Origin of the sequence: Streptomyces spinosisporus (genome assembly GCF_022698145.1) — a bacterium.
Taxonomy (GTDB): domain Bacteria; phylum Actinomycetota; class Actinomycetes; order Streptomycetales; family Streptomycetaceae; genus Streptomyces; species Streptomyces spinosisporus.
Genome location: NZ_JALDAX010000009.1, coordinates 292808 through 318196, shown reverse-complemented (window position 1 = coordinate 318196; position 25389 = coordinate 292808). Strand labels below are relative to the sequence as shown.

The 25389-nt window shown below is 71.6% G+C and carries 25 protein-coding genes; 8 read left to right on the top strand and 17 right to left on the bottom strand.

The features are described 5' to 3' along the window. Positions 1-2 precede the first annotated feature (2 nt). From MQN93_RS24550 to MQN93_RS24525, 6 genes are all read right to left on the bottom strand, one after another. On the bottom strand, positions 3-872 hold the full coding sequence (locus tag MQN93_RS24550) for a carbohydrate ABC transporter permease (protein WP_242711286.1): 870 nt from the start codon (positions 870-872) through the stop codon (positions 3-5). Beyond that, positions 869-1813, bottom strand: a complete 945-nt coding sequence (locus MQN93_RS24545; RefSeq protein ID WP_016433590.1) for a carbohydrate ABC transporter permease — start codon at positions 1811-1813, stop codon at positions 869-871. Before MQN93_RS24545 ends, MQN93_RS24550 begins: the two co-directional genes overlap by 4 nt. After that, the gene (locus tag MQN93_RS24540; protein WP_242711285.1) at positions 1810-3093 is read right to left on the bottom strand and encodes an ABC transporter substrate-binding protein; all 1284 of its coding nucleotides are present in this window, start codon (positions 3091-3093) and stop codon (positions 1810-1812) included. The genes MQN93_RS24545 and MQN93_RS24540 overlap by 4 nt, the downstream gene beginning before the upstream one ends. Positions 3094-3169: 76 nt before the next feature. After that, positions 3170-3925, bottom strand: a complete 756-nt coding sequence (locus MQN93_RS24535; protein ID WP_242711284.1) for a cupin domain-containing protein — start codon at positions 3923-3925, stop codon at positions 3170-3172. Next, entirely contained in the window at positions 3919-4854 is a 936-nt protein-coding gene (locus MQN93_RS24530) for a DUF6807 domain-containing protein (protein WP_242711283.1), read from the bottom strand. The genes MQN93_RS24535 and MQN93_RS24530 overlap by 7 nt, the downstream gene beginning before the upstream one ends. Then, the gene (locus MQN93_RS24525; RefSeq protein ID WP_242711282.1) at positions 4851-5966 is read right to left on the bottom strand and encodes a Gfo/Idh/MocA family protein; all 1116 of its coding nucleotides are present in this window, start codon (positions 5964-5966) and stop codon (positions 4851-4853) included. The genes MQN93_RS24530 and MQN93_RS24525 overlap by 4 nt, the downstream gene beginning before the upstream one ends. Before the next feature lie 392 nt (positions 5967-6358). On the opposite strand from MQN93_RS24525, the gene MQN93_RS24520 reads away from it, so the two are divergent. Further along, positions 6359-7492, top strand: a complete 1134-nt coding sequence (locus MQN93_RS24520) for a S1 family peptidase (protein WP_372504448.1) — start codon at positions 6359-6361, stop codon at positions 7490-7492. A gap of 100 nt (positions 7493-7592) precedes the next feature. Here the strand turns inward: MQN93_RS24520 and MQN93_RS24515 are convergent, their stop codons facing one another. Next, positions 7593-8438: an NAD(P)H-binding protein gene (locus tag MQN93_RS24515; protein WP_242711280.1), complete on the bottom strand. Its 846-nt coding sequence runs from the start codon at positions 8436-8438 to the stop codon at positions 7593-7595. 107 nt (positions 8439-8545) lie between these two features. Between MQN93_RS24515 and MQN93_RS24510 the strand changes: the two genes are divergently transcribed. The 3 genes from MQN93_RS24510 (at position 8546) to MQN93_RS24500 (ending at position 10674) form a co-directional block, all read left to right on the top strand. After that, positions 8546-8935 (top strand): winged helix-turn-helix transcriptional regulator, encoded by a 390-nt coding sequence (locus MQN93_RS24510; protein ID WP_016433597.1) that lies wholly within the window; start codon positions 8546-8548, stop codon positions 8933-8935. Positions 8936-9197: 262 nt separating this feature from the next. After that, the gene (locus MQN93_RS24505; protein WP_242711279.1) at positions 9198-9743 is read left to right on the top strand and encodes a dienelactone hydrolase family protein; all 546 of its coding nucleotides are present in this window, start codon (positions 9198-9200) and stop codon (positions 9741-9743) included. Between the two features lie 40 nt (positions 9744-9783). Continuing rightward, a complete protein-coding gene (locus tag MQN93_RS24500; protein ID WP_242711278.1) occupies positions 9784-10674 on the top strand; it encodes a class I SAM-dependent methyltransferase in 891 nt (296 codons plus the stop codon). Positions 10675-10686: 12 nt separating this feature from the next. Here MQN93_RS24500 and MQN93_RS24495 read toward each other — a convergent pair whose 3' ends face one another. Continuing rightward, entirely contained in the window at positions 10687-11124 is a 438-nt protein-coding gene (locus MQN93_RS24495) for a helix-turn-helix domain-containing protein (RefSeq protein ID WP_242711277.1), read from the bottom strand. A gap of 75 nt (positions 11125-11199) precedes the next feature. Between MQN93_RS24495 and MQN93_RS24490 the strand changes: the two genes are divergently transcribed. The 3 genes from MQN93_RS24490 to MQN93_RS24480 all read left to right on the top strand — a co-directional run bounded on the left by MQN93_RS24490 (position 11200) and on the right by MQN93_RS24480 (position 13946). After that, positions 11200-12072 (top strand): class I SAM-dependent methyltransferase, encoded by an 873-nt coding sequence (locus MQN93_RS24490; protein WP_242711276.1) that lies wholly within the window; start codon positions 11200-11202, stop codon positions 12070-12072. A gap of 72 nt (positions 12073-12144) precedes the next feature. Beyond that, on the top strand, positions 12145-12855 hold the full coding sequence (locus MQN93_RS24485; RefSeq protein WP_242711275.1) for a ThuA domain-containing protein: 711 nt from the start codon (positions 12145-12147) through the stop codon (positions 12853-12855). Beyond that, positions 12825-13946 carry a Gfo/Idh/MocA family protein gene (locus tag MQN93_RS24480; protein WP_242711274.1) on the top strand — a complete coding sequence of 374 codons (1122 nt, stop codon included), beginning with the start codon at positions 12825-12827 and terminating at the stop codon, positions 13944-13946. The genes MQN93_RS24485 and MQN93_RS24480 overlap by 31 nt, the downstream gene beginning before the upstream one ends. A 30-nt stretch (positions 13947-13976) precedes the next feature. Here MQN93_RS24480 and MQN93_RS24475 read toward each other — a convergent pair whose 3' ends face one another. From MQN93_RS24475 to MQN93_RS24465, 3 genes are all read right to left on the bottom strand, one after another. Then, positions 13977-15176 (bottom strand): PP2C family protein-serine/threonine phosphatase, encoded by a 1200-nt coding sequence (locus MQN93_RS24475; protein WP_242711273.1) that lies wholly within the window; start codon positions 15174-15176, stop codon positions 13977-13979. Positions 15177-15290: 114 nt separating this feature from the next. Next, positions 15291-16049 carry an IclR family transcriptional regulator gene (locus MQN93_RS24470; protein ID WP_016433605.1) on the bottom strand — a complete coding sequence of 253 codons (759 nt, stop codon included), beginning with the start codon at positions 16047-16049 and terminating at the stop codon, positions 15291-15293. A gap of 165 nt (positions 16050-16214) precedes the next feature. Beyond that, entirely contained in the window at positions 16215-16445 is a 231-nt protein-coding gene (locus tag MQN93_RS24465; RefSeq protein WP_242711272.1) for a hypothetical protein, read from the bottom strand. A gap of 194 nt (positions 16446-16639) precedes the next feature. On the opposite strand from MQN93_RS24465, the gene MQN93_RS24460 reads away from it, so the two are divergent. Beyond that, positions 16640-17818, top strand: coding sequence for an FAD-dependent monooxygenase (locus MQN93_RS24460; protein WP_016433607.1), 1179 nt, complete (start codon positions 16640-16642; stop codon positions 17816-17818). Between the two features lie 31 nt (positions 17819-17849). Here the strand turns inward: MQN93_RS24460 and MQN93_RS24455 are convergent, their stop codons facing one another. The 6 genes from MQN93_RS24455 to MQN93_RS24430 all read right to left on the bottom strand — a co-directional run bounded on the left by MQN93_RS24455 (position 17850) and on the right by MQN93_RS24430 (position 25246). Continuing rightward, entirely contained in the window at positions 17850-19118 is a 1269-nt protein-coding gene (locus MQN93_RS24455) for a putative hexosyltransferase (RefSeq protein ID WP_242711271.1), read from the bottom strand. After that, on the bottom strand, positions 19115-20332 hold the full coding sequence (locus MQN93_RS24450) for a bifunctional glycosyltransferase family 2/GtrA family protein (protein WP_242711324.1): 1218 nt from the start codon (positions 20330-20332) through the stop codon (positions 19115-19117). Before MQN93_RS24450 ends, MQN93_RS24455 begins: the two co-directional genes overlap by 4 nt. A 145-nt stretch (positions 20333-20477) precedes the next feature. Beyond that, positions 20478-21011 (bottom strand): hypothetical protein, encoded by a 534-nt coding sequence (locus tag MQN93_RS24445; RefSeq protein WP_242711270.1) that lies wholly within the window; start codon positions 21009-21011, stop codon positions 20478-20480. Positions 21012-21021: 10 nt separating this feature from the next. Next, positions 21022-21528, bottom strand: coding sequence for a SigE family RNA polymerase sigma factor (locus tag MQN93_RS24440; RefSeq protein ID WP_016433611.1), 507 nt, complete (start codon positions 21526-21528; stop codon positions 21022-21024). Between the two features lie 107 nt (positions 21529-21635). Further along, a complete protein-coding gene (locus MQN93_RS24435) occupies positions 21636-23114 on the bottom strand; it encodes a glutamate-cysteine ligase family protein (protein ID WP_242711269.1) in 1479 nt (492 codons plus the stop codon). Between the two features lie 137 nt (positions 23115-23251). Then, on the bottom strand, positions 23252-25246 hold the full coding sequence (locus tag MQN93_RS24430; protein WP_242711268.1) for an AfsR/SARP family transcriptional regulator: 1995 nt from the start codon (positions 25244-25246) through the stop codon (positions 23252-23254). Positions 25247-25389 lie beyond the last annotated feature (143 nt).

The following is a 25389-nucleotide window of genomic DNA, read 5'->3' as shown; positions in this document are numbered from 1 at the left end:
GCTCACCCCTTCAGTCCTGAGCTGGCCATGCCCTCCACCAGGAACCGCTGGAAGGCGAGGAAGAACAGCACGATCGGCAGCAGCGCGATCACCGACATCGCGAACATCGGGCCGAACGCCGACTGGCTGGAGGCGTCCACGAACGACCGAAGGGCGAGCGTCAGCGTGAACTTGTCCGGGTCGAAGAGATAGATCAGCTGGGTGAAGAAGTCGTTCCAGGTCCAGATGAAGGTGAAGATCGCCGTGGTGATCAGCGCGGGACGCGTCAGCGGCAGGATCACCTGGAAGAAGCTCCGGAACGGCCCGCACCCGTCGATCCGCGCCGCCTCCTCCAGCTCCCTCGGCAGCCCCCGCATGAACTGCACGATGAGGAACACGAAGAACGCCTCCGTGGCGAGGAACTTGGGCAGGATCAGCGGCCAGTACGTGTTCACCAGGCCGAGCTTGTTGAAGATGATGTACTGCGGGATCAGCACCGCGTGGTGCGGCAGCATGATCGTGGCGATCATGAACGCGAACAGCGGCCCGCGCAGCCGGAACCGGAGCCGGGCGAAGGCGTAGGCGGCGAGCGAGCAGCTGACGACGTTGCCGACGACCGCACCACCCGCGATCAGCAGCGAGTTGCCGAGCAGCCGCCAGATCGACACGTCGTTCACGCCGTCCAGCGCGGTCTTGTAGTTCGACCACTCAAGGTGGCCGGGCAGCAGGTCGAGGCTGGCGATGACCTCGTCGGCCGGCTTGAGCGAGGTGGCGAGCAGCCATGCCAGCGGATAGAGCATCACCAGCAGCGCGACCAGGCACCCGATGTGGACGGCGACGCGTCCTCGGCCAACAGGCTTGCGGGGAACGGCGGTTGGGGCTGTTGCTGTCATCGCTCCCCCTCGGAGGCGTAGAAGACCCAGGTGCGCGAGGTGCGGAACAGCACCGCGGTGACGACGCCGATAATGATCAGCAGCACCCAGGCCATGGCGGAGGCGTAGCCCATGTGGGAGGCGACGAAGCCGCGGTCGTAGAGGTAGAGGGTGTAGACGAGGGTCGAGTCGGCGGGACCGCCCTTGCCGCCGCTGACCGCGAAGGCGGGCGTGAACACCTGGAACGCCTGGATGGTCTGCAGGACCAGGTTGAAGAACAGCACCGGGGAGAGCATCGGCACGGTGACGGACACGAACTGCCGCCATTTCCCTGCCCCGTCCACGGCCGCCGCCTCGTACAGCTCCGCCGGGATCTGCTGCAGTCCGGCCAGGAAGATGACCATCGGCGCGCCGAACTGCCAGACCGTCAGCAGCGCCACGGCCAGCAGCGACCAGCCGGGCTTGTTGATCCAGCCGCCGGAGCCGAGGAGGTTGTCCACCGTGCCGCCGTCGTTGAACACGGCACGCCACACCAGGGCGACGGACATGGACGCGCCGAGCAGTGAGGGCGCGTAGAAGGCGGAGCGGTAGAAGCCCTTGCCGCGCCTCATGTTCTTCAGGGCGAGCGCGACGCCGAGGGCGAGGGCGAGTTGCAGGGGCACGGCGATGACGACGTACGTCAGGGTCGTGGTGACCGAACGCCAGTAGCGCGGGTCCTCGGTGAACATCTGCGTGTAGTTGCGCAGACCCACCCAGTGCGGCGCGTTGAACAAGTCGTAGTCGGTGAAGGACAGATACAGCGAGACGGCCATCGGCAGCAGCGTCAGGACGATCGCGCCGAGCACCCAGGGCGAGAGGAACACCCAGGCGGCGCCCTCGCGTTCGCGTTTGGGGCGGCGTGCGGGGGCGGACGTGGAGCGGGGCGGGCGTGCGGTGGAAGCGGGGATGTCGGTGGTGGTCATGACCTCAGCTCCGCCTTGGCCTCGGTGATGTAGTTCTCGGCCGCCTCGCGCGGCGACATGCGCTCGTACGACACCTGGTCGTAGTCGCGTGCGAAGGTGGTCTGCAGGGCGTTGTCGCCGGAGGGCGGGGCCTGCGGCGGGTCCTTGAGGGTGCCTTCCAGCGACGCCTGGTAGTCGGCGACGGTCTTGTCGAAGTCCTTGAGCTGCGAGGCGGTCTGCTCGCGGATGGTCTCGTTGACGGGGATGCCGCGGGTCGCGCCGAGGATCTTCGCCGCCCGGTGGTCGTTGAGGAGGAAGTCGACGAGTTCGGCGGACTCCTTCGGGTGGGAGGTGTCGGCGGCCACGCCGAGGAACATCGACGGCTTGTAGTACTGACCGGGCGTGCCGTCCGTGCCCGACGGCATCGGTGCCAGCGCGACCCCGCCCTTGACGATGGCGAGGTAACCGCTGGCCGGGGCGTCCCAGTTGAAGTCGGAGGAGGCCGTGCCGCGGCCGAGCGGGGTGTTCTCGACGGTGCCGTCGAGCTGGGTGGTCTGCTCGGCCCTGGAGACCGTGCCCTCCCGGCGCAGCCGGTCCGCGAAGGTCCACCAGCGGGTGAGGTCCGAGGCGGTGAAGCCGAGCGAACCGTCCTTGGTGTAGAGCGACTTGCCCTGGCCGCGCAGCCACACCTCGAAGGCGTCCTCGCTCTGGCCGGGGTCGGTGGCTCCGGGTTTGCCGGTCTTCTTCGCCAGGGCGCGCATGGCGTCCGCCCATTCGCTCCACGTCCAGCCCTGTTTCGGCAGGGGCACCCCGGACGCCTTCCACGTCGCGACGTCGTAGACGAGGGTCTCGGTGCCACGGCCCTGGGGGACGGCGTACAGGGTGCCGTCCACGCGGCCCGTGGCGAGGAGGCCCGCGTCGATCTCGCTCGTGCGCAGGGCGCTCTTGACCTTGCCGAGATCGAGCAGCACGTCTCCGGAGGCGTACTGGTCGATCTGGCGGTAGTCGAGCTGCATCACATCGGGTGCGTCGCCGCCGGTGGCCTGGATGGCGAGTTTCTGCTTGTAGGCGTCGTATCCGGAGAACGACGTCTGCACCCGCACCCCGGGGTGCTGTTTCTCGAACAGGGCGACGGCCTGCTCGGTGCGTGCCGCGCGGTCGGGGTTGCCCCACCATGTGTAGCGCAGCACGACCTTGCCGCCGGCGGCCGTGTCCCCGGATCCCCCGCACCCGGCCAGCACCGCGCAGAGCGCCAGTGCTGCGGCCGAAGCGCAGAACCCCTTTGTCCTGTGTCCGGGCATGCCGAGGTCACCTCTTCCTCTCCTCGGTCTTCGGTCGGAGCTCCCTGACGCCCCCTCAACTGACTTGTGTGTGGCGCTATTTGACTTCGTACGGCAGTGTCGTGCCGGGCAGCGCGTACTCGTCGCGGCGGCCGCACATGCCGTAGCCGCCGAGCCGGGTGGGGGCGCTCTCGTGTGCGGTCGACGCGGTGAGATAGGCCGGTTCGCCCGCCTCCAGTGCGTCGAGCTGCGCGCCCGTGCGTTCGGCGGTGGCCAGCGCGCCGGCCCGCCACAACTCCCGCCAGTGCGGCACCTTGTCGCGCACCAGCCGGGCGGCCGCCCGCTGGAACTCCAGATAGGGCCCGTTGTCCCCGGCGACGAGGGCCTCGCGCAGGACGAGATAGCCCTCGACGGCGAGATCCCGGCGGCGGCGCGCGGCCGTCTCCGTCTCGACTCCCGTACCGGGCGGGAGCGTTGCGGCGGCCGCGTACCTCTCCGGGTCGGCGAGCACGTCGGGCGGGAAGGTGAAGACGGCGTCCCCGGCCTCGGGCAGTCCGCTGTTCTGCATCAGCACGGTGATGCGCAGTTCGCCGCCCTGCACCATGCGGTGCACGGTGCCCGGGGTGAACCAGGCGACCGAGCCGGGCTGCAGCGGGATGTCGCGGTAGCCGTCGGGGCTGAGGGTCTGCACCGCCCCGCGGCCGCCGGTGACGACGTACGCCTCCGTGCACACCAGGTGCAGATGCGGGCTGCCGCCGCACACGCCGTCGGCGGCCTCCCAGTCGTAGGCGCTGAGGTGGGACAGGCCGACCGCGCCGGGCAGCGGGTGGGGCAGCTCGGGTTCGCTCACCACGGCAGGCCCTCCAGATGGCTGCCGACGCGGTCGCGGTCCCAGGCTCCGTCGGCGACGACGACCCGGTAGCGGTAGTGGAAGGACGCGCCGGGCGGCAGCTCGAACTCCTCGAAGAACGCCCAGGAGAAGGCGACGGTGGGGATCGGCTCGGAGCGCACGAACCAGTGCGACTCGTGGATCGCGGCCGGGTCGAGGTTCTCGGGCGCGTGCGCGAAGACGAGCGTGGAGTGCGCGTCGACGTCGTCGTGCTCGGTGGTGAAGGCCAGCCAGGGGCCCTGGGTGCCCATCAGCTTGCCCGCGTCCGCGCCCGCTCCCCCGTCGGCGTCGGGGCCGAAGACTGTGCCGCCGGTGAAGTCGCGGGCGCCGCGCCATTGCAGTCCGGTGTAGCCGGCCATGTCCCGGCCGTGGGTGGTGGGCGAGCCGAAGGCCAGCGGTGTGTCACGGACGTTGGTGAGTTCGATCGACCAGTCGAGGGCCCAGGCGCCAGCGTCCTCGTCGACCGAGTGGACGGTGATCCCGCGCGTCTCGCGCGCCCACTCGGCGCCGCCGTTCTCCACCCAGGTGAGGGCCTCGGTGAAGGCGAGCCGGTCGTTCTCGACCGTGAACTCCGGGAAGCCGTCGTGCCGCATCGAGCCGACCCGCTCGGGCAGTCGCAGATAGCCCTCGCCGTGGACGTAGCAGTTGCCGCCCCAGAAGTTCTGCCCGGACAGATGGCTCGCCGTCATCTGCAGGCCCTTGTGCCAGCGGTGGTCGCTGGGGCGGTAGCCGGTCACGGTGCGCCCGCCGAGGGTGCGCAGGGGGTGGGCGTAGGGCTTGCGCGATTCGAAGGCGTCGGGGTCGGGACGGTAGACGTAGCGGAGGATCTCGGTGCCGTCCGGCGCCGCGACCGCGACGTGGTCGCCGTACGCGTGATGGACGTGGATGCTCATGCGCGCTCCTTGGGGGCCCAGTGGGGGTGGTCGCCGTGCATGGCCTGGTAGAAGGGGTCGCTCGGTGCGATCTCGCCCGCGAGCACGGGCAGTCCGGTGAACGCCGCCTTGTAGAGGGCGGCGGCGAATTCAAGGGTGGCACGCGCGTCGGGACCGCTGCCCGGAGGTCGTACGCCGTGGTCCTGCGCGTCGAGGAGGGCGCCGAGCTGCGCGGTGTGCGAGCTGGGGACGTCGGCGGCGGGTGTGCGCCAGGCCTCGGCGCGTTCGGGGGCGACGTGCGGGGCGGGGGTGTAGACCCAGTCGTCGTTGCGGTGCCCGTACAGATGGGTGAGTTCGATGGTGCCGTCGGCGCAGTCGACGCGGATGCGGCTCACCTCGTCCGGCGAGAGCACGCTGTTGACGACGGTCGCGAGGGCGCCGTTGCGAAAGCGCACCAGGGCCGTCGAGACGTCCTCGCTCTCGGTGTCGTGCACCAGCCGCGCCGCCATGGCCCGCACCTCGGCCCAGGGGCCGAGCAGATGCAGCAGCAGGTCGTACTGGTGGATGCCGTGGCCCATGGTCGGGCCGCCGCCCTCGAAGGCCCAGCGGCCCCGCCACGGTACGGCGTAGTAGGCGGCGTCACGGTGCCAGGTGGTCTGGCAGTGCGCGACCAGCGGGGTGCCGAGCTCACCGCCGACGATCAGCTCGCGGGCGTGCACGGCGCCGGAGCCGTAGCGGTGCTGGAAGACCACCGAGGCGTAGGCCCCCGACGACTCCTCCGCCGCCGCGATCGCGTCGTACTCGGCGAGCGAGAGGCACAGCGGCTTCTCGCACAGCACCCAGGCGCCCGCCTTCAGCGCCGCGGTCGTCTGCTCCCGGTGCAGGGACGGCGGGGTGCCGACGACCACCAGATCGGGCCGTACGGCGTCCAGCATGTCGTCCATCGAGCCGTACCCGGCGACCTCGCCGCCGGCCAGCTCGCGGAACGCGTCCAGCCGGCCGGGGTCCACATCGACGGCCGCGACCAGCTCCACCCGGTCGGCGTGCGCTCTGAGCGCGGGCAGATGGCTGCTGCTGACGATGCCGCCGGTACCGACGACGGCGACCGAGCGACGGTGGGGGCGTGGGGGCATACGGCGCTCCTCGGACGTGCGGCGATCAAGGCAGGCAGAAAGCGCTTGCCGTCTGGGCGACCCTAGGGGTGGGCGCATGTCAGGACAACCCCCGTGCAGGAGATCCGGCGGATCGGGGGCTGGTCACGGGCGCATTCGCGCCGACATCCGGGGGCGCGCACCGGACTGTGATCGATTCACCTCCCCCGCCCACTCCCGCTCGTCCCAGGCTCGCTCCCCGCTCACCCCTCGCGGCGGCCCGCACAAGGCAGTCCCGGCATTGGCATGGACCTGTTCATGATCTCCGGCTAAGCTCTGCCGCGCATGCGTGAGAGCGCTCTCAAAGTTCTGCTGTTCCACCCCCACCTTGTTGGAACAACGAAGGGGCCACTGCCTTGAGACGCACAACAGCGATGCGCACCACCCTGTCCGCAGCCCTGCTCCTGGGGACCTGGGCGGCCGTCGGCAGCCAGGCGGCCTCCGCCACCGACACCCCCGCGCACTCCACCGAAGCACCCGCCTCCGCCCAGCTGCTGTCCGCGATGCAGCACGACCTGGGCCTGACCAAGAGCCAGGCCGCGGCACGTCTGGCCGCCGAGAAGACCGCGACGGCCGTCGAGCACAAGGCCAAGCGTGCCGCCGGTTCGTCGTACGGCGGCTCGTGGTTCGACGCCGCCGACGGCAAGCTGACCGTGGCCGTCACACGCGGCGCGGACACCGATGCCGTACGCGCCACCGGTGCGTCCGTGCGCCTCGTCGAGCACAGCGCACGGCAGCTCGACGCGGCGAAGGCACGCATCGACGCCCTGTCCGCACCCTCCGGCATCAGCAACTGGTACGTCGACGTCAAGACCAACAAGGTCGTCGTGAACGTCGTCACCGCCCACCAGGCTGACAACGATGTCCGCGCCTTCCTCGCCAAGGCGCGCAAGGCGGGCCCCGTCACGGTGAAGCACACCACTGAGGCACCGAAGACCTTCGCCGCCGGCACCGTGGGCGGCGACCCCTACTACACCGGCAACGTCCGCTGCTCCATAGGCTTTTCGGTGATCGGCGGCTTCGTCTCCGCCGGGCACTGCGACGTACACGCCGGTGCGGTGTACGGCTGGGACCACTCCTACGTCGGCAACTTCCAGGGCTCGTCGTTCCCCGACAACGACTACTCCTGGGTCAACGTCGGCAGCGGCTGGTGGACCGTGCCGGTCGTGCTCGGCTGGGGCACGGTCTCCGACCAGCTCGTCCGCGGCTCCGCCGAGGCTCCCGTCGGTGCGTCGATCTGCCGCTCCGGCTCCACCTCGCACTGGCACTGCGGCACCGTCCTGGCGAAGAACGAGACGGTCAACTACAGCGAGGGCGCCGTCCACCAGATGACGAAGACGAGCGTGTGCGCCGAGCCCGGCGACTCCGGCGGCTCCTTCATCAGCGGCGACCAGGCCCAGGGGGTCACCTCCGGCGGCTGGGGCAACTGCAGCTCCGGCGGGGAGACCTGGTACCAGCCGGTCAACGAGATCCTCAACCGGTACGGGCTGACGCTGCAGACGGCGTGACGTAGGGCTGTTGGTGGTGAACGGGCTTCGCCGGGTGGAGAGTTGGCGAAGCCCGTTCGTCATGTGCGGTCAGTCGGCTGCGCGTTGAGCCGGCCAGGATCTACCGGAACGCGGCGATGTGGTCGTGGGTCCAGTCGGCGAACGTGCGCGGCGGGCGGGAGAGGATCCGCTCGATGTCGGGGCTGATGCGCTGCTCGGCAGGGGTGGGATCGCCCAGGATGTCGAGCGTGGTGTCGGCCACGGGCTCGGGCATGAACCGCAGCATCTGGGTGCGGGCCTCCTCGCGGGTCTGCTCGTCGAAGCGGACCGGTTCGCCGAGGGCGTCGGCGATGGTCCGGGCGCGCTGCCGGGGTGTGGAGAGGGCGGGGCCGGTGAGTTCGTAGGTCCGCCCCTCGTGGCCGTCCTCGCGCAGCGCCACGGCGGCGACCTCCGCGATGTCGGCCGGGTCGACCACGGGCAGGCCGACGTCGGCGAAGGGCGCGGCGATCACGCGCCGGGTGCGGACGGACTCGGCCCATGCGTAGGCGTTGGAGGCGAAGCCGCCGGGTCGCAGGATCGTCCAGTCGAGGCCCGACTGCTCCACGGCGTCCTCGATGGAGCGGGCGATGCCTCCGTGGGAGACGGACTCCGGCCGGGTCGCGGCTCCTTGGGAGGACAGCAGGACGACTCGTCGGATGCCCGCGGACTTGGCGGCGTCGAGGAGGTCGGGCGCGCTGAGATGGTGGGCGCTGGGGCCACCGTTCTGCAGGAAGAGGGCTTCCGCCGAGTCGAACACCGGCCGCAGGCTGTCGGGTTGGGTCAGGTCGGCCCTGATGTGCCGTACGCCTTCCGGTGCGTCCGTGGCCTCGATGGCCCGGGATGTCGCGGTCACCGGCCGGCCGGCTGCCGCGAGGATCTGCACGAGCGAGCGGCCCACGTTGCCGGTCGCCCCCGTCACTACGATCACGAGCAACTCCCCTTGTCGTTTCGGTTGGTTGTCGACGGGGACGGACGCTAACACCGTCGGTATAGTAGGTACCTAGAGGAAAGTGACTGTCCCGGAGGGGTGTGCAGATGGCCGTCGGGGAGATGGGGGCGACAACCACCGGGAGCGATCCGGAAGTTGCCTGTCCGATCAGTCCGGTCGTGGACATCGTGTTCAGCCGGTGGACCACGCCGATCCTGTGGAGCCTGCATACCTACGGCCGGCAGCGGTTCGTCGAGTTGGAACGGCGCATCACGAAGATCACGCCGAAGGTGCTCACCCAGAGGTTGCGGCAGTTGGAGCGCGACGGTCTCGTCGTACGCACGTATCACCCGGAGGTGCCGCCCCGGGTCGAGTACGAGATCAGCGAACTCGGCCGCAGTCTCGGGCCGTTGTTCGCGCATCTCGCGGAGTGGGCCTCCGGGCATCTGGACGAGGTGGAGCGTGCGCGGGAGGGGTATGACGCGCAGTCGGCGTGAGCAGGGGGGTTCGGCTTGTCGGCGGGGCGGCGTGATCGAGTGGGGCGAGCGTCGGACGGACGGCGGCTGCTGCGTCGAGCGGGCGTTCCGTCTCGGCCGTGAAGTAGGCGCAGTTCCGGGGGTGTTGTGGCTGCCTTCCCCGACTGCCGCCTCGTCGCCCCCTCCCCTGGTGCTGCTGGGGCATGGCGGCAGCGGCCACAAGAGAAGCGGGCGGGTTGTCGCTCTGGGCCGGTGGTTCGCGTCGTCGGCCGGGGTTGCCGCGTTGGCGATCGACGGGCCCTGTCACGGCGACCGTGTCCCCGACGGTCCGCTGTCCCCCGCGGAATACCAGGCCCGCATAGCCGCGGAGGGGATCGAAGTCGTCCTCGATCGCATGACGGACGACTGGCGGGCGTGCGTGGATGCGCTCGCGGCCCTGGACCTCGTGGACGGCGACCGTCTCGCCCACCTCGGGATGTCGATGGCGACGCGCTTCGGCATTCCGCTCGCGGCGGCCCTTGGCGACCGCCTCCGTTGCGCCGTGTTCGGCAAGTTCGGCCTTCGCCAAGGCCCCGCCCTGCACAGGGAGTTGGAGGTACCGGAACGCGTGGCGGCGGACGCGGGCCGCATCACCGCTCCCGTCCTGTTCCACCTTCAGTGGCACGACGAGGTCTTTCCGCGGGACGGCCAGCTCGCCCTCTTCGACGCCTTCGGATCACAACAGAAGGAACTGCTCGGCTACAACGGCGCCCACAGCGAGACCGAACCCGCTGCCGTCGTGCTCTGGCGTGACTTCGTGTGCCGGCACCTTCGTGGTGGTGGGCGGTAATTCGGTGGTGGTGGGGTGGTGGGGTGGTTAGCGTCGTCGGGTGATTCATGAGGATCCGCTGGCGTATGCGATCGGGCTCGAAGGGCTTGCACTGTTGCGGGCGTTCACCGGTGGGCGTGACCGTGCGTTCGTCGAGGCTCGGCTTGCCGAGATCCGGGAGTTGCTCGACGACGAGTCGCTGGGCAGTGCGGCGGTCGATGTCGTCGACGTGGGCACGGTCGACGGCTACGAGATCTGGTCGCGGACGTACGACGGCCCCAACTCGGCGTTCGACTTCGACGAGCCGGTGATCGGGGACATCCTCGACGGGATACCGCCCGGCGACGCTCTGGACGCCGCTTGCGGCACCGGGCGGATGGCGGCTTTGCTGGCGCCGCGCGGCCACCGCGTGGTGGGCGTGGACAGCTCGCCGGACATGCTCGCCCGGGCACGCGCACGCGTCCCCGAAGGCGACTTCCGGCCGGGCACACTGCAACAACTGCCCGTGGCCAACGACTCCGTGGACCTGGTCGTCTGCTCCCTGGCCCTGACGCATGTGCGCGACCTGGGGCCGGTGATGGAGCAGTTCGCGAGGGTGCTGCGCCCCGGCGGTCATCTGGTGATCTCGGACATGCATCACGAGTGGGTGGCGCGAGGCATGGTCCCGCCGGTGCGTCTGCCGGACGGTACCCGGGGCCGTCTCACGAGCTACCGGCACCCCACCGGGGACTATCTGCGGGCCGCGCTGTCGGTCGGGTTGCAGGTGCGGCGCTGCGAGGAACCCCTGCCCGCCAAGCCTTCCGCCGCGCAGATCCCGTCCGGCCGACGCGAGCCGGGCCCGTGGGAGCTCTGGCCGTGGTGTCTGGCCGACCTGGTGCCCGAGGCCGCCGAGGCGGCGAACGAGGGGACACCGGTGGAGGTCATCTGGCACTTCCAGCTGGCCGGAACCTGAGTCCCGCTTCGCTCACTCACGAACCGTCGGGACCGGCGGCCGTCGTTTTCCCCGTACGGCACCCGAACCCGCCGTCTTGAGCAGGCGACGGAAGGTGGGGCACTCGGCGTGGCTCGGCGCGGGGCAGGCGGCGGCGTGCCGCAAGGAGTCGCGCAGGACGCCGAGTTCGCGGATCGTCCGGTCCAGCTCGTCGGCCTTGGCGGCCAGCATCTCGCGGTCGAGGACCGGTGCTCCGTCCGGTGCGAACATGCGGGCGATCTCGTCGAGGGAGAACCCGGCGGTGCGCCCCAACGCGATCAGCGCCAGTCGCTCCAGTACGCCGGGGTCGTACTGGCGGCGCAGCCCCCGCCTGCCGATCGAGGAGATCAGCCCCTTCTCCTCGTAGAAACGCAGCGTCGACGCGGGGACGTCGGCGCGCTGTACCACCTCGGCGATGTCCAGTTCTGTCATCCTCTTTACCTCAAGTCGACTTGAAGTGGCACGGTGTCATCCCGGTCGGAGGAAGGCAAGGAGAGGGAGGCGATCATGGGCCCCGCACGCAGGAACGACGACGCACAGGCGGCTCGCTGGAACGGGCCCGGCGGCAATGCATGGGTCGAGTTGCAGCCGGTGCTGGACGAGATGTTCCGGCCTCTGGAGACCCTGCTCGTCGATGCCGTGTCCGCGCAGAAGCCGGGCCAGGTGCTCGACGTCGGCTGCGGCACCGGTGGTGTCACGCTGGCGCTCGCACGGCGGCTCGGTCCCGCGAGCCGCTGCGTCGGCGTCGATATCTCGGAGCCGCTGGTCACCGCCGCCCGGGAGCGCGCCGAGCGGGAGGCCACACCGGCGTCCTTCGTTCATGCCGACGCCCAGGATCACGCGTTCGAGTCCGCGGCCTTCGACGCCGTCGTCTCGCGCTTCGGTGTGATGTTCTTCAACGACCCCGTCCGCGCGTTCGCCAATTTCCGGCGCGCCTCGACGGACCGGGCCCGGCTGCGGCTCGTCGTGTGGCGCGGTCCTGCGGAGAACCCGTTCATGACGACGGCCGAACGCGCCGCGGCCCCTCTGGTGCCGGGCCTTCCCACCCGACGTCCGGACGAGCCGGGGCAGTTCGCCTTCGCGGACCCCGACAGGGTGCGGGGCATCCTGACGGACGGCGGCTGGGCGGAGATCGACCTGCGGCCGGTCGACGTCGAGTGCGTCTTCCCCGAGTCCGCCCTGCTCCGCTACCTCACGCGGCTGGGTCCGGTGAGCCAGGTGCTGGGCGGGCTGGACGAGGACCGCCGCAAGCAGGTCGTCGAGACGGTCCGCGCCGCGTTCGACCCGTTCGTCGAGGGCGAGCACGTGCGCTTCACGGCGGCCTGCTGGGACGTCGACGCCCGGGCGTCGTCCGAGGCTCAGACGCGAAAGTTTCGTTGATCCACACGCTCTTTCCCGGGGCCGCGAGGACAGCGCATAGTGAGGGTCCAGTCTTCCGGGGTGAGGAACAGGATGACGAGCAAGCAGGCCCTGATCGTTCGCGGCGGCTGGGAGGGGCACCGCCCCGTCCAGGCAACGGAGTTGTTCCTGCCGTTCCTCGAAAGCAGCGGTTTCACCGTGCGGATCGAGGAGAAGACCGATGTCTACGCCGATGCCGACGCGATGGCCGGCACGGATCTCGTGGTGCAGTGCATCTCGATGTCGGAGATCACCCCCGAGCAGCTGTCGGGACTGACCGCGGCGATCGAGGCGGGCACCGGCTTCACCGGCTGGCACGGCGGCATCGTCGACTCCTTCCGCGCCTCATCCGACTATCTCCACCTGGTGGGCGGCCAGTTCGCGACGCACCCGGGCAAGGAGCCGTGCGAGCGCCGCGGGGAGCAGGAGGACAACTTCCTGCCGTACGTCGTCAACATCACCGAGCGCGGCCGCGAACACCCCGTCACCGCGGGCATCGAGGACTTCGAGTTGTGCACCGAGCAGTACTGGGTGCTGCACGACGACCTGATCGACGTCCTGGCCACCACCACGCATCCGGCCCGTTCGTGGCAGCCCTGGCACCGGCCCGTCACGGTGCCGGCGATCTGGACCCGGCAGTGGGGCGCCGGGCGGATCGTGGTGACGACGCCCGGGCACAGCCTGGACGTCCTGGAGAACCCGAACGTCCGCACGGTCATCGAGAGGGGCATGCTGTGGGCGACGCGCACCGTGTCGGCGTCGTAGGTCTCGGGGTCATCTCCCGCGCGTATCTGGACACCCTCGCCGGTCATCCCTCTGTACGCATCACCGCGGTCGCCGACCTCGACGCCACACGCTCCGCCGCGGTCGCCGCCGAGCTGCCCGGTGTGGCGGCGCGGACCGTCGAGGAGCTGCTGAGCAGTCCGGACGTGGACACGGTGCTGAACCTCACCGTCCCCGCGGCCCACGCCGAGATCGCCCTCGGCGCCATTGCCCGGGGGAAGCATGTCTACGGGGAGAAGCCGCTCGCCGCCACCCTCGCCGACGCGCACACCGTCGTCGAGGCCGCCGCGAAGGCGGAAGTCGCCGTGGGCTGCGCCCCGGACACCGTGCTGGGCACCGGCATCCAGACGGCGCGGGCCGCGGTGGAGACGGGGACCATCGGCCGGCCTCTGTCGGCGTCGGCGGTGATGGTCACGCCGGGGCACGAACGCTGGCATCCCCAGCCCGACTTCTACTACACGACCGGCGGCGGCCCCCTGCTCGACATGGGGCCGTACTACCTCGCCTCCCTCGTCCACCTGCTGGGTCCGGTGCGTGCCGTGACCGGAGCCTCCAGTCGGCTGCGCGGTGAGCGGGTCATCGGTTCCGGCCCGCGCACGGGCGAGCGGATCCCGGTCGAGGTGGACACGCATGTCTCCGGGGTGCTGGAGCACACGAGCGGGGCCCTGACGACGATCACGACCAGCTTCGACGGGGTGGCCACCACGGCGGCGCCGATCGAGGTCCACGGCGAGACGGGCACGCTCGCGGCGCCGGACCCGAACCGGTTCGACGGCGAGGTGCGGCTCTTCGCGCTCGGCGCGGAGCAATGGACCACGCTCGCACCGTCGGCGGGCTACGCCGGCGGCTCGCGCGGTGTCGGCTTGCTGGACTTCGTCACCGCGGACGGCGGGCGGGCCGCGCGCGCGAGCGGCGATCTGGCCCTGCATGTGCTGGAGACGATGACCGCTCTGCTGCGTTCATCCGCCGAGGGCCGGCGGATCGAGCTGACGACCTCCGCGGCGCCCCCCGCCCCGGTTCCGCTCACGCCGGTCGAGGAGTGGAGGGAGCGGGCCTGGCCCGTGGCGCGGTGAGCACGTGGGCCTTCGTGTGCACGGCCGGCGTCAGGCGACCTCGGCGGCCACGTCCATTCCGCCGGGCTCGGCCGTGGGCGTCGCCTCCCGTGAAGGGACGGGCTTGCGGATCAGGAGGAGTGCCGCGTCGTCGTGGAGCCGGCCGCCGACATGGTCGAGGAGTTCGTCGTGGAGGGCGCCGAGGGTGCGGGCCGGGTCGTCGCAGGCATGGCGCGCCAGGCCCTCGTCGAGCGGATAGAACTCACGGCCGCCGTCGCGAGCCTCGGTGACGCCGTCGGTGTAGAGCAGCAGCTGGTCGCCGTCGGCGAAGGGCAGCACGCTGAGGCGGGGGACGTGATCGGTGAGCGCGCGCAGTCCGAGGGGCGGGGCGGGCTGCGCGGGCTCCACGGCCTCGACGCCTCCTGACGTACGCACCAGCAGGGGTGGTGTGTGTCCGCAGTTGACCATCTCCAGCTGCCCCGTCCGCGGGTACCCGGCGACCACGGCGGTGACGAAGTCGTCGCTGCCGAGATTGCGCGCGAGGCTGCGCTCGATGCGCTCGACGACGGCGAGGAGATCGGGCTCGTCGTAGGCGGCCTCGCGGAAGACACCCAGCACCAGCGCGGCGGTCCCCACGGCCGGCAGCCCCTTTCCGCGGACGTCGCCGACGATCAGCCGTACCCCGTACGGCGTCGGGATCAGGGCGTACAGATCGCCGCCGATGCGGGCCTCGGCCGCCGCGGCGCTGTAGCGCACGGCCACCTGAAAGGGGCCGACGGTCGACGGGACGGGCTTGAGCAGGGCGTGCTGGGCGGTCTCCGCGACCGAGCGCACGGCGGCGAGGACCCGCTCGCGGTAGGCGCGCAGTCCGCTGGCCAGGGCACTCGCCAGGGTGACGGCCGCCAGGGCGGACAGCAGCGCCCCGAGCTCCTGGCCGGAGATACCGTCGCGGACGCCGAGGGCGGCACCGAGACCCACGGCGAGGAGGCCGACGGACAGGACGCCGCGCGGCCCGTTGGTGGTGGCGGCCAGGGCGGGCCCGGCCGCGAGCATGGGCAACCAGACCATCCCGGCTCCACCGGCCATGTCCGCGAGCACGATCACGGCGACGATCAGCACCGGCAGCACGGGTGCCCAGGAGGTCAGTCGTGCCAGGGCGCGCCTGCGGGCCGAGCCTTCGGGACCGGCCGCTCGGTTCCTGGACGACCATATGGGCCGGCGACCGCCGTCCTGCGCTCGGGCGTGGCTCATATGTTCTTGCTGTCCTCTTCTGTGTACGGCACACGGGGCCAGGGATACGACGACGGAAATGCCCGTTTCTCCCAGGAAACGGGCTGCTCTCGGGCCCTCACAAGAAGAGAGTTTTCAGATAGTGAGCGACAGTCCCCTGGTCACGCGGCTCGCGGTCGGGATCAGCCGCTTGCGGATGTCCGGCATCCGAGAGAGCCGCTCGACCGGCAGCGAGACGCCGAGCGAGCCGAGCGTGTCCCCGCTGTAGACGGGTACGGCGGCACAGACCGTACCCAGGGAGTACTCCTCCAGGTCCGTGACCGCGGGCGCCTCGGGCGAGGAGTCCAGCCGCCGGAGCAGTTCCGGCAGGCTGGTGATCGTCCGTGGGGTGAGGTCGGCGAGATGGTGCCGGGACAGGTAGTCCCGGCGCGCGTCGTCGTCCAGTTCCCGCAGCACGGACTTGCCCAGGGCGGTCGCGTGGCCCGCGTCCTCGAAGCCCACCCAGAGGTCGACGCGGGGCGCCCGTGGGCTGTCCACGATCTCGGCGACACGGATCTCGCCGTCCTCGTAGAAGGTGAGGTAGGCGGCGGCCGCGAGTTCGTCGCGCAGTGCGGCGAGCGTGGGGCGCACCCGGTTGAGCAGCGCCTGGGCGCGACCCGTGGTCTGCATCGTCCGCAGCCGGTCCCCGAGGACGTATCCGCCGTCGTCGAGCTTGCGCAGATAGCCGTCGTGGACCAGCGTCCGCAGCAGGTGGTAGGCCGTGGCCAGGGGCAGCCCGGTCTCACGTGCCAGCTGTTTCGCCGGCGCGCCGTTCTCGTGCGCGCTCACCGCCTCCAGCAGGCGAAAGGCCCGCTGGACGGACGTGATCAGCGTCGGGCCGTCGTGCCCACCCATGGTTCCAGCGTGCGCCCGCCGCACCGAGGCGGCAACGCGGGGCCCTTGCGCCTCACCGCGGTCGCGCACAACACAATGCCGGAACGGGAGTTGTCCCGTTCCGGCATTGCACCGACCGCGGCCGCGCCCGGCGACGCGCGGCGCGGTCCGGCCTCTTGGCGGCAACTACTTGGCGGCAAAGGGAGCGAAGAACGAGCTGAGGTCGATCTCGTACTTGAAGCTGTCCTGCGTCGCGGGCTTGGTGACGTCGCTCTTCTCCACGGCCGAGGCCGGGAACGTCACGAAGCCGCTCTGCTGGGGGCCGTCGGCGTCATCGGCGAAACCGACACCGGCACCGAGGACGGACAGACCCGCGACGACGGCGGACACAACTGCGGCGCGCTGGAACTTGCGCATTATTTCGACCCTTTCTCACCTGGGCATGAGGCCCCGGAACGACTACTTAATGTGAGCATATACACGCAAAAGGTAGTAAAAGGGGCAAGACCACGGCCAACCTGGCCGGAAATACCTTGTGCGGCCCAGGACTCGGGGTCGATAGCCTGTCTCCGCCGTGCAGGACCCGCGCTCTGTCGAAGTGAGGTCGTGCCATGAGAGTGATCGTCGTGGGGGCGGGCATCGGGGGACTCACCGCCGCGGTGAGCATGCGTCGTCACGGCCATGAGGTCACCCTGGTCGAGCAGACGCCGCGGCTCACCGAGCTCGGCGCCGGGATCCAGCTCGCACCCAACGCCACGCGCGAGCTGCGCCGGCTGGGCCTGCTCGACGCGGTCGCCGCACAGTCGGCCCGGCCCGCCGCCGTGAGCTTCCGCTCCTGGTCCGACGGGAGCGAGATCTGCAGCTATGCGCTGGGGCGCGCGGTCGAGGAGGAGTTCGGGGCGCCCTACCTCCAGCTGCACCGGGCCGATCTGCGCGATGCCCTGGCCGCCGCGGTGCCGCCCCGGCTGGTGCGGCTGAACACCCTCGTCACGGAGATCGGCCAGGACGACCGGTCGGCCTGGGTGTCGACGGCGGGCGGCGAACGCCTGGTGGCCGATCTGGTGGTGGCCGCGGACGGCATCCGGTCGGCGGCCCGTCAGCGGCTCTTCGGCACGGACGAGGCGGTCTTCTCCCAGACCGCCGCCTACCGCGCGCTGCTCCCGGTCGACGAGGTGGCGGATGTGGGCCTGCCGGACTACGGAATCTGGCTCGGCCCGGGGCGCCACTTCGTCCACTACTGGCTGCGCCGCGGCGAACTCCTCAACGTCGTGGCCGTGTTCGGGACGCAGGTCGCCCAGGAGTCGTGGACGGCCCAGGCCGAACCGGGCGAGCAGCTGCGCGCGTTCGAGGGCTGGGACCCCCGGGTGCTCACCGTCCTGGAGCGCGCGGGCCAGGTCTTCCGCTGGGGCATCTACACCCGCACCCCGCTCGCCACCTGGCACACCGGGCGGGTGGCCCTGCTGGGCGACAGCGCCCACGCGATGGTGCCGTTCCAGGCCCAGGGCGCCGCGCAGGCGATCCTGGACGCGGCCGTGCTCGGCGACTGTCTGCGGCACGCGGCACCGTCCGACGTGCCCGACGCCCTCGACCGCTACGAGCGCCGGCGGCTGCCGCAGGCCACCAGCATGCAGGCCAGGTCCACGCGGGCGGGCGAGGAGTTCCATCTGCCGGACGGCCCCGAGGCCCGCGAGCGCAACGCCCGGATGGCGGCGTACGCGACCGAGCACCGGTTCATGCCGGTGGCGACGGCGTGGGGCGTCGACGTGCTGGACGAGCAGACGGCGTCCTGAACGTCCATATGCGCCACGGCACTTGGGCCGGTCAGGGGACGCCGATCTCGAAGAGCACATAGCCCGCGTACGAGCCCGACGCCACGGCCGCGACGGAGAGCAGGGTGCACAGCAGCGGCAGGCCGAGGGTGCGCAGCCGTACGGCGAGCGGGATGAACAGGGGGAAGGCGGGGAGCAGATAGCGGGAGACATTGCCGAAGATCTGCTGGCTGCCCAGGACCAGGGCGAAGGTGAGGACCGTGTGGACGGTCAGCACGGAGGGCGGGCGCAGCCGGATCAGCAGGGGAATCAGCACCAGGCCCAGCAGGACGACGAGCACCCCGATGATGTCCTCGACCAGGCAGGGGAACAGGTAGTCGGTGCGGCCGACGGCGAGGGACGTGAGGACGTCGAGGGTCTGTTCGCCGAAGTCGAAGGTGTGGGCCCAGGCGCCCTTCTGGAGTGCGAAGTAGCCGGTGAGGTCGCCCGTCCGGTCGCCGACATACAGGAGGTAGCCGAAAAGCCCCAGCGGCGCGACCAGGATTGCGGTCGCCGGGCGTGCGACGTCCTCCTGGCGGTGGTGCAGGGTGCGCAGCGCGGCGACGGTGAGGGCGGCGATGAGCGCCACCGCGGTCGGTCGGCTCAGTCCGGCGGCGAAGGTGAGCACTCCGGCGGTGAGCCAGCGGTCGTTCATCACGGCATGGCAGGCCCAGACCGCGAGGGCGACGTAGAGGGACTCCGAATATCCGGACCACTCGGTGCCCGAGCCGGGCCACACGGCCCACAGTCCCGCCGCCGCCAGGCCCGCGCGCCGGCCGCCGAACCGGGCGGTGACCGTGAAGATGCCGAGTGCGGCGACGAACGAGCAGACGACCGAGACCAGCAGCCCCGCGCCGTAGAGACCGAGGCCCGTGCAGTCGGAGGTCAGGCGCATCGCCGCGGGATAGAGCGGGAAGAACGCCGCCGAGTTGCCTTCCAGGGTGATCAGTCCGGTGGCTCCCGGGATCCGGACGAGTGCGGGGTCGTATCCGTGGGCGGCGATCTGCTGGTACCACCAGCCGTCCCAGCTGGCCAGGACGTCCCAGGCGTGGGCGCCGCCGCCGAAGCGCGGGTCCTTCCCGTGGAAGTCGCCCGTGGAGTTCAGCAGATGCATGAAGACGGTGAAGCCGATGAGCTTCAGCGTGCCGTAGACGGCCAGGACGGGCAGGCAGCGGCGGGCGCGGTACCCGGCCACGCGGAGCAGATCCGGGAGCCGGTCCCGTCCGTCGCGTACGAGGGAGCGGACCTCGGGGCGGTGGACCGGGGTCAGGGTGTCGTTCATGCGGCCGGGGATCCCGTCCGGCGGCGGCGGGCGGGGAACACCCAGGCGCGCAGCAGCAGGAAGCGCAGCAGGGTCGCGGCCAGGTTGGCGGCGACGAGCACACCGATCTCCGTGGCGCGTGCCGACCCGGGCGCCAGACGGTGCAGTGCGGCCAGCGATCCGCTGGTGAGGGCCAGTCCCACCATGAAGACCAGCAGCCCCTTGGCGTGGTGGCGCAGCGCCCCGCCCCGGCCACGCAGCCCGAAGGTGAGCCGGCGGTTCGCGGCCGTGTTGGCGAGTGCGCACAGCAGCAGTGCGACCGCGTTGGCGGCCTGGGGCCCGGTGACGGGGCGCAACGCGGCGTACAGCAGGACGTATCCGACGGTGCTGACGGCTCCCACCGCGGCGAAGCGCAGCAACTGGCCGGCCAGTCCGCCCGCCGGCGCGTCGACGCCCCGGCGCAGCCCGGCCGTCGGGAGGGTGCCGCGGGCCAGGGCGCGGCCGATTCTCGCGATGCCGCGCAGGTCCGCCAGGGCCGTGGCCAGGAGGTCGACACGGCTGTCGGGGTCGTCGACCCAGTCGACCGGCACTTCGTGGATGCGCAGTCCGGCGCGTTCGGCGATCACCAGCAACTCGGTGTCGAAGAACCACTCGGAGTCCTGCACCAGCGGCAGCAGCCGTTCGGCGACATCGCGCCGTACCGCCTTGAACCCGCACTGCGCGTCGGAGAAGCCCACCGCGAGCGTGGAGCGCAACAGGGCGTTGTAGCAACGTGAGATGACCTCCCGTCTGGGTCCGCGCACCACCCGGGAGCCGCGGGCCAGCCGGGTGCCGATGGCGATGTCGGAGTGCCCGGAGATCAGCGGGGCGACCAGCGGCAGCAGCGCGGCCAGATCGGTCGACAGGTCGACGTCCAGGTAGGCGAGGACCGGTGCCCGTGACCGGGACCAGGCCGCGTGCAGGGCCCGGCCCCGGCCCTTCTCGGCCAGCCGCAGCCACTGGGCCTCCGGCAGTTCGGCGGCCAGCTTCGCCGCGATCAGCGGAGTCTCGTCGGTGCTGGCGTTGTCCGCGACGGTGATCCGGAACGGATACGGGAAGGTCTCGCGCAGATGCGCGTGCAGCCGCCGCACGCTGCGCTCCAGGTCCCCCTGCTCGTTGAAGACCGGCACGACCACGTCCAGGACCGGCTCCCGTTGCTGCGCCGGCAGCGGCGTACGAAGCGGCAGTTGGTCCATGAGGTTTGTCACGATCCATCCAGGTTCGGGTGCGGGTGCAGGGCATGCCGAGGGCAGGCACGGCGCTACGGGGAAGGGGAACTTGCCGCGGGGTGCGGTGATCAGGGCCTGGGAACAGGGAGTCGGGCGGGCTGCGCGGTCTTCGCTATCCGGGGTCGGCCGAGCCCGACGAGGACGCCTCCGCCCTCGACGGTGTGCTGGACGGTGTGTGGGTCGGTGTCGCCGGCGCGGTGGTCGTCTCGGTGTTCCCGTCCGGCGGTGCCTCGGTCCTGGTGGTCGGCGGGGCGGAAGTCGCCGTGTCCGGTGTGCTCGTCGGGGTCGGTGTGGTGGTCGGGGCGGTCGGCCCGCCCGCGGCTCCGGTGGGGCTCTCGGAGGAGGTCGCACTCGGGGGTGCCGCCGTCGCGGTCGGGGTCGGGCCCGGGGACGCCGGACCCGTCGCCGGACGCGGCTGCGGATGCGGCGCCGTCGGCCGGTTCCCGCCCGGGTCGTGGGGCAGCATGAAGAAGCCGATGCCGAGTCCGGCGACGGCCAGGACGGAACCGGCGGCCCGCTGCACCGTTCGTGCCCGGCGGCGGGCCTGCACCCTGGCCCGCAGACGGGCCCCGTCCTCGGCCTCGAAGGGGGTGTACTCCTGGGAGTCGCGCATCATCCGCGCCAGCTCCCGCTCGAAGTGATCCATCGCTACCCCTTCACCCCACCGGCTCGATGACGTCGGACAGGATGCGGCGCAGGCGCGCCACGCCACGCGACGCGTGGGACCGGGCGGTGCCCAGCGGGCACCCCAGCACCTCGGCGACCTGTTTCTCGGACAGGTCCTGGTAGTAGCGCAGCACGACCGCGGCCCGCTGCCGCGGCGGCAGTTGGGCCAGTGCGGCCTCCAGCCGCGAGCGCTCCACGACGGCGGCGGAGACATCACCGGCCGCGGGCAGGTCGGGCAGTTCCTCGACCGGGCGCTCCCCCCACCAGCGGCGCCGGGCCGACCGTGCCGCGGCACGGACCATCACCTTGCGTACGTACGCCTCGGGCGCCTCCTCGGCGATCCTGGGCCAGACGAACCAGAGCTTGACCAGTGCCTCCTGGAGCAGGTCCTCGGCCCGGTGCCGATCGCCTCCCACGAGCAGACGGGCAAGGTGGAACAACGCCGACCAGCGAGCCGCCACGAACCCGTCGAACCCCTCGGCCCGACTCTGCTCCACGTGCACCGTCCCTGTTCGACCAGCCCCCTACAACCAGGGAAAGACCCTGGGCCCGTCGTTTCGATGCACTTCACCTGTGTGATCCGGGTTACATCCGCGGCGGGCGCTCAGTCCACGGGCCAGGTGTGCGCGGGCGCGTTGAGATGCATGTACTCCATGTACGTGGTGGTCATCCGCCGCAGCGCCTCCCAGCGGTCGGAGGTGGCCGACTTCTCCAGATGATGGACGTGCTCCGCCTGCCACAGGGCGCCGTTGCGCGCGGTGATGCAGCGCTGCTCAATGATGCCGAGCAGGGGTTCGCGCCAGTCCGCGTCCATGCCGGCCAGTTCCAGGCCGCGGTGGGCCAGCGGCAGCAGACGCCGCAACACCAGTTCCGTGACCGGCACTTCGCCGCTGCCGGGCCAGTACAACCGGGCGTCGATGCCGTCACGGGCCGCCGTGTGCAGATTCTCCTCCGCGACCGCGAAGGACATCCGGGTCCACACCGGCCGGTCGTCGTCGACCAGGGCGCGGGTCAGTCCGTAGTAGAAGGCGCCGTTGGCGATGATGTCCGCCACCGTGGGTCCGGCGGGCAGCACCCGGTTCTCGATGCGCAGATGCGGGCCGCTCTCGGTGACGGCGTAGACGGGGCGGTTCCAGCGGTAGATCGTGCCGTTGTGCAGGGTCAGTTCACCGAGTTCCGGCACACCGCCCGCGTCCAGCGTCGCCTGCGGGTCCCCCTCGTCGCACAGCGGCAGGAGCGCCGGGAAGTAGCGCACGTTCTCCTCGAACAGGTCGAAGACGCTGGTGATCCACCGCTCCCCGAACCACACCCGGGGCCGTACGCCCTGGGCCTTGATCTCCTGCGGGCGGGTGTCGGTGGCCTGCTCGAACAGGGGGACGCGGGTCTCGCGCCACAGTTCTCTGCCGAAGAGGAAGGGCGAGTTGGCGGCGAGGGCGGTCTGGACGCCCGCGACGGCCTGGGCGGCGTTCCAGTAGGGGGCGAATTCCTTGGGGTCGACCTGCAGATGGAACTGGGTGCTGGTGCAGGCGGCCTCCGGGGTGATGGCGTCGGCGTACATGGACAGGCGCTCCACGCCGTCCACCCGGATGCGCAGGTCCTCGCCGCGTGCCGCGAAGATCTGCTCGTTGAGCAGCCGGTAGCGCGGATCGCCGGACAGGGCGGCCTCGCTCACGTCCGCCTCCCCGAGGGTCGGCAGAATCCCGACCATGATCATGTGTGCACCGACGGCCGCGGCCCGTTCCTCGGCGTGGTTGAGGGCGTCGCGGATCGCCTGCTCCCACGCGCCGGGGCCGCCCGCCGTCAGCTGCCGCGGCGGGATGTTGATCTCCAGGTTGAAGCGGCCCAGCTCGCTCGACCAGGCGGGGTCGGCGATCGCCTGGAGGACCTCGGTGTTCCGCATCGCCGGCCGTCCCTCGCCGTCGACCAGGTTGAGCTCGATCTCGAGACCGACCTGGGGGCGCTCGCTCTCGAAGCCGGACTCGCGCAGCATCTGCGCCAGCACGTCGAGACAGGTGTGCATCTTGTCGCGGTAGCGACGGCGGTCCTCCCGTGTGAACACCAGCGCGGGTACGTCACGTCCCATCGGCCCTCCCGAGTTCCCCTCGGCGGATACCTCTCGTCCCAGAGTCGCACCTCGTACGGTTCCCGCCCAGCTGTCGAGCGGCGTGATCCTGAAGCAGCGACGGCAGCCACTTATCGTCACGAACGCTCGACAGAGAGCTACGACCGCCGATCGAGACCCTCGGCGATGGCGGCCAGCCAGCAGTCGACCGGGCCGAGGGTGAGCAACCCGCTGCCCGCGCCCGCGAGTTCACTCGCGGCCGGTGCGAGACGGGTGTGCAGCCGCTCCAGTGTCGTGCGGTCACCGATGTCCAGCGCGACCGCGGCCTGCAGACAGCACAGCGCCTCGTAGAGCAGGTCCGCGGGAGGTTCCGGCACGGCGTGCAGCAGGTCCGCGACCTCGCCGCGGTCACCGGTGCGGAGCGGGACGTAGGGCTCGATCCATGGCCGGTACGGGCCCCAGTCGTCCCCCGGGTCGATGTGCTCGGCCGCCTGCCGTGCGGAGGTGGAGCCGTCGGCGAGGCGCAGGCAGAGGCGGGCGAGGGGCGGCAGGCCGTGCGCGAACCCGGGCATGCCCGCGCCCGGCAGCAGCGCGACGGCGGCCTCGTACGCCTCTTCGGCCTCCCGCGTCCGACCGCCGGCGACCGACTGCAGGGCGCCGTACCACTGGGTGAAGACGCCCACCAGCGGCCGCTCGTGGCGCTCGGCCAGCCGGTCCGCGGCGGTGGCGTGCGCGTCCGCCGCCGCGAAGTCGCCGAGCGCGCCGCAGGCCTGCATCCGGATCAGCCGGCCGAGCACCTCGAAGTTCTCCAGGCCGTGCCGTGCGGCCACGTCGACCAGCTGCGCGCCGATCGCGTCCCGCCGTGCCGCGAGCCCGGCCCGGGTGCAGGACTGCATGAAGGCACCGTTGAGCGCGAAGGCCAGCAGCGTGGGATCGTCCAGGTGCCGGGCGATGTCCTGCGCCTCTCGCGCGGCCGCCGGGCCGCGCGGGGAGCGGGTGCCGCGCATCTCCAGGGCGACCGTGGCCAGCAGCCGGCAGCGGGCCGCCGCATGCGTCGTCTCCTGCGGCAGTGCGGCCAGGGTGCGCTCGGCGGCGAGGACGATCTGCCGCGCCCGCCCGGGGTCGTCGCTGCGGGTCCAGACGGCGGGGACGTCGTAGGCGCCGATGACCCGCGCGGTCAGGTCCGGGTCGCCGAACTCCTCGGCCGCGGTGACCGCCGCGAGCCGGTGCTCCTGCGCCGCCCGCAGCCCGACACCTCCGGTCACCGCGAGATTGCGGACCAGTTGGACCGTGGACTCCAGCCGGGCCCGGGCGCCGGCCGCGACCGTACGGTCGTAGTCCGTGGCCACCTGGGTCCACAGCCGGGCCGACGCGCTCGACTCCTGCGCCACGACGCCGAGACCCGGGTCCTGGGTGAGGATGTCCGTCTCCAGGCGGCGCAGCGCGGGGCCCGGGTCCACGCCCAGCTGCTCGGCCAGCATGGTCCGGGCCCGGCGCAGCACGGCGAGCGCGTCCGCCTGCCGGCCCGTCCGGTACAGCGCCAGCGCCAGCAGTCGCCAGCCGTCCTCCCGCCAGGGGTGCTCGGCCACATGGGCGTGCAGGTCGGGCACGGCCTCGGCCGCGAGCCCCAGGTCGAGCTGGGCCTGGGCCCGCTGCTCCACCGCGCGCAGCCGCAGTTCGGCCAGCCGGGAGCGCTCGCCCCGCGCCCAGTCGTCGTACGCGAACTCGGCGTAGGCGGGGCCACGCCACAACTCCAGTGCTCCGTCGAGCCGTTGCAGCGTCTGCGCGGGTGGCAGCCGCGCGGCGCCCACGACGGCCGTCTCGAACCGCCAGGCGTCCACGGCGTCCTGTGTCGCGTGGAGTGCGTATCCGGGGCCCTCGGTCACCAGCAGCCGGGCCGGGGCACGGGGCGGACGCCGCGGCTCGAGGACCCGGCGCAGATCGGCGACGAAGGTCCGTACCGCCCCGACCGCGCCCGCACGGGGCTCGTCCCACAGGTCCTCGACGAGGCGCGCCACCGGAACCACACGCCGGCGGGCCGTGATCAGCCGGGCCAGCACCGCCCGGTGCCGCGGCCCCTTCAGCGCGAGCGCCTCACCGGCGTCGTCCCAGGCCGTCACCGGTCCGAGCACACCGAAGGTGATCGGCTCCATCCTCACCTCCCGCGCCTTCCCCGTCCGCCACAGTACGTGCTGACCGGATGCTGATCCGCTCGCGGGACGCTCAGTGGTGTCCGCCCTCCGGCGGGCATCCGACGCAGCGACGAAGGCAGCACATCGTGACATCCACACCGCAC